This is a genomic window from Microcoleus sp. Pol11C3 (assembly GCF_036701485.1).
Classification (GTDB): domain Bacteria; phylum Cyanobacteriota; class Cyanobacteriia; order Cyanobacteriales; family Microcoleaceae; genus Microcoleus.
Map to the genome: position 1 here is coordinate 1 of NZ_JAUBQW010000249.1, position 3,417 is coordinate 3,417.

The 3,417-nt window shown below is 41.7% G+C and carries 2 protein-coding genes; one reads left to right on the forward strand and one right to left on the reverse strand.

The genetic code is table 11. The features are described 5' to 3' along the window. Positions 1–63: 63 nt before the first annotated feature. Positions 64–2,112 carry a bifunctional serine/threonine-protein kinase/ABC transporter substrate-binding protein gene (locus QUA40_RS28065; protein ID WP_333131896.1) on the reverse strand — a complete coding sequence of 683 codons (2,049 nt, stop codon included), beginning with the start codon at positions 2,110–2,112 and terminating at the stop codon, positions 64–66. Positions 2,113–2,631: 519 nt separating this feature from the next. Here QUA40_RS28065 and QUA40_RS28070 point away from each other — a divergent pair. Beyond that, positions 2,632–3,117 carry a tetratricopeptide repeat protein gene (locus QUA40_RS28070; protein ID WP_333131898.1) on the forward strand — a complete coding sequence of 162 codons (486 nt, stop codon included), beginning with the start codon at positions 2,632–2,634 and terminating at the stop codon, positions 3,115–3,117. Positions 3,118–3,417: the final 300 nt, after the last annotated feature.

Consider the following 3,417-nt stretch of genomic DNA (forward strand, 5'->3'; position numbering starts at 1 on the left):
TCTCTATTTTCAGCGCGGCTTCTTGGCTCTATCCTTTATGCAGCAAGCATTATAGGTACGTTGTCACCCGCTAAGCCAGCCAACAGAAAAGATTAGTTTTTTAAACAACTTTTGCGGTTGCTGGGATGCCAGTTTTAACATTTGCGGACACATCAGCATCCATGCGCCGACAATCCAATTGCGAACTCCGTTAAGTTTTATTATCTCAAATGCGCGGTCTAGGGATCTCGTATGATGGGGGTCTGGAACTAGCACGATCGCAGTTTCTCCTTTTGCCTGGATTTCCTCGATCGCTCTTTCGGCGTTGAAGTCTTGTTTAAATAAATCGAATTCGCGAATCCCGACTATTTCTCCTCCCACATCTCGAAAATAGTTTGTGTAATCTTCCACAAAAGATGCACCGAATGGGCTTCCCGGATTGTATAAAATTGTTGCTTGTTTTTGATTTTTTGCGAGGAGGTAGTCCGCTAAATCTCTAGCGATTAAACTGCTCGTATATTGAGTGCGAAAGAAAAATTTCCTAGGTTCATGCGTCAGCTCTTCCGTGGCTGCACCCGGAGACATTAAAACCAGATTATTGTTATTGTAAATATCTACAGCGTGCATCGTCATCTCGCTGCTAGCGTGACCGATAACTGCTAAAATATCCGGTCGATTTACCAGTGAAATTGCTCTTTGTTTTGCCTCCTCTTCATCGATCGCATCGTCAGCAATAATTACTTTAAGTCCTTTGCCGTTAATGGCTTTACTCGGTAAAAAACCTTGACCGGGAAAGTCCCGATCGCTAGAATTAGATAGTCCTAAATTAACTTCTGTTTGCGCTTGAGCCACTCCGCGCAGATATTCTTTCGTCTGAGCGCCAAGCTGAGAAAAACTGTCGGAATTTCTCTGACAAACGGAAAGGACTACAGCAATTGTGTAATAAGGAGTGTTGCTGACCTCCAGAAAAGCATTGTTCGTGTAAATTAAAGTTTCTGGATCTTTGTTGACTTCTTTCTGCCACGATTCTTTGAATAAATTAAAAGCTTGTTCTGAATTGAAAGCTGCAAATTCTTTAACTCCTCTTTGCTTTAACCGAGGACGAGAACTTGTAAATAGAATTTTTTCTCCGGCACTTAAATTATCTGGGAGGACTAAACGAGGGTTTGAGGGGAAAGGTGTCGTGCTGTCACTGGCGATCTCAACCCGCAGCGATTCCCTACGGGATAGCTTCGCTTCACGCAAATCCTCCAACACCTCAGCAGCGGAGTGATAGCGATCGTTAAAGTGGTAGCGCACCATCTTATTTAAAACTGTTTCCAGTTGGTCGCTAATTTGTACCATCGGGCGATCGTGGGTTGAGTAGTGCCAGATGAGTTCGCAAGTCTTTTTATCATTAAAAAAGTCTTGAATATCTAAACCTGCGATCGCTTGAATACCGATGATTCCCACAGCATAGATATCGCTGTTAAATCTTGGCTGATTTGTCCACTGTTCGGCCGGCATATAACCGTCTGTACCGATGACACGAGTTTGAGTTATTTGACCGCCCTGAATCGCCAAATTGCTAATACCTTTGACTGCCCCAAAGTCTATCACGGCAATTTTGCCGGATCGGTTGCACCGGATTAAGTTTGACGGTTTAATATCGCGGTGAATAATATGTTTTTTGTGGACGCAATCTAAAACTTCTAAAATGTCCTGCAATAAATCAATAACTTCTGATTCCCTAAACTGCCTGCCTGAACCGATCTCCTTGTTCAGCGGATTTCCTGCAATATATTCTTGAATTAAGTAAAATCTTCCCTGTTCTTGAAAGTGCTCGATTAACCTGGGAATGCGCGAGCACTGCTCCAGAGATATCAGGGATTCAGCTTCTGTTTCAAATTGCACCTGTGCCCTGTGCCAAACATCGGGATCGTTCGATTGAGGAGGCCCAATTTCCTTGACGACGCACAGGGGATTTCCAGGGCTGCCCAAAGCGTCGTTAGCGGTATAGGTTCTGGCAAATCCTCCCTCACCTAATTGACCGATAATTTGGTAGCGATCGCGCAGAATATCCCCTGGATTCAGACACCTAAATTGTTCCATCCCCTTAACTCGCTGCACTCGTTGGTGTCGATCGTACCACAAATATGACTTTTATGAACTCAAGGTTATGACTTTTAGGAAGTCAATTAATGAATATTATGAATTGACTTAGAGGGGAATTTATTTAATGATGTTGACATCCGATGATATTATTAGCGAGGAAGGTGAAACTTGTGGTGTATATCCAAAGCTACGAGATCATACAGGAAAGTTTTGGTGAAGAAGCCTACTCTCAAGTTAAAGTAGAGTGGAAATTTGGAGATCAATTACCTGATTTGGTAGAGATTTATATTGGATCAACAAAATCTCAGGTGAGAATTGTGAACTGTGAGAGGAGTGTTACACTTCTTGCACCGAGAAGGGAAATGGTCGAGGTTAGAGTCTGTCCTCGTTTAATAGCTTCTCAAACAGATGGACATTATGTTTTCAAGGACACCATGCCTTATAACCGAATACAAGAGGCAGAGATACATTGGGAAACCTTTTGCTTGAGAGGTTATCTATGCACCTGTTGAAAAGATACCGATAAATTCCTTATCAGATGACCTTGAGGAGATCCTTATGAGCCAAAGTAATGATTACCAAGCCGAATTACAAATATGGCAGACCCACTTAGCAAATGCCCAATTGACAGGCGATCGCAATTTGGAAGCTACTGCACTCACCAATATTGGTGCCATTCATCATGCCCTAAACCAATATCTCAGAGCCATTGAGTTTTATTATCTAGGACTCAGGTTGTTCGGAGAGATGGGAAATCGGGCTAAGGAAATCTGGGTGTTGAACAACATCGGTACAACCTATAATAACCTTAATCAGTACGACAAAGCCGTAGAAGCTTACCAAAATGCGATTACTATTTCTCAATTAGAAGGAACGCTTGTTCGAGAGGGTTGGGTATTAAAAAATCTTGGTCATACTTATCTCTCCATGTCTCAAAACGATAAGGCGATTGAAGTTTATCAGCAGGCAGTTAGGGTTTTTCGGGTAACTAATAGTACAGAGGAAGAAGCTGATGTGCGGAAGCTTCTACAAAAAGTTCAATAGACATCTCCAATAACTCTTGTCTAGCGGGCATTTTGCCTGCCTTTTACAGGCAGCTCTTCCGACAACTTGGGGTATAATGTACCGATCGCTACATTATACCCATCTGACTAGATATGGATTTTAATCTCGATAATTTATTGAATTTGCCGAATGTCACTGTTTTTGGTTATTCAACAGAATTATAATTTATTATTTTAAATTTACACTTGATTAATGAATGTATTATAGCATTTCTTACAAAGGTGAGGTACAATAACAGCAGTGAGTAAACCAATTCCAAATATTTGCTGATGTAACTTC

Excerpts from the sequence above, each read along its gene's own strand:
- QUA40_RS28070 (WP_333131898.1), top strand. The coding sequence starts at position 2,632 with ATGAGCCAAAGTAATGATTACCAAGCCGAATTACAAATATGGCAGACC.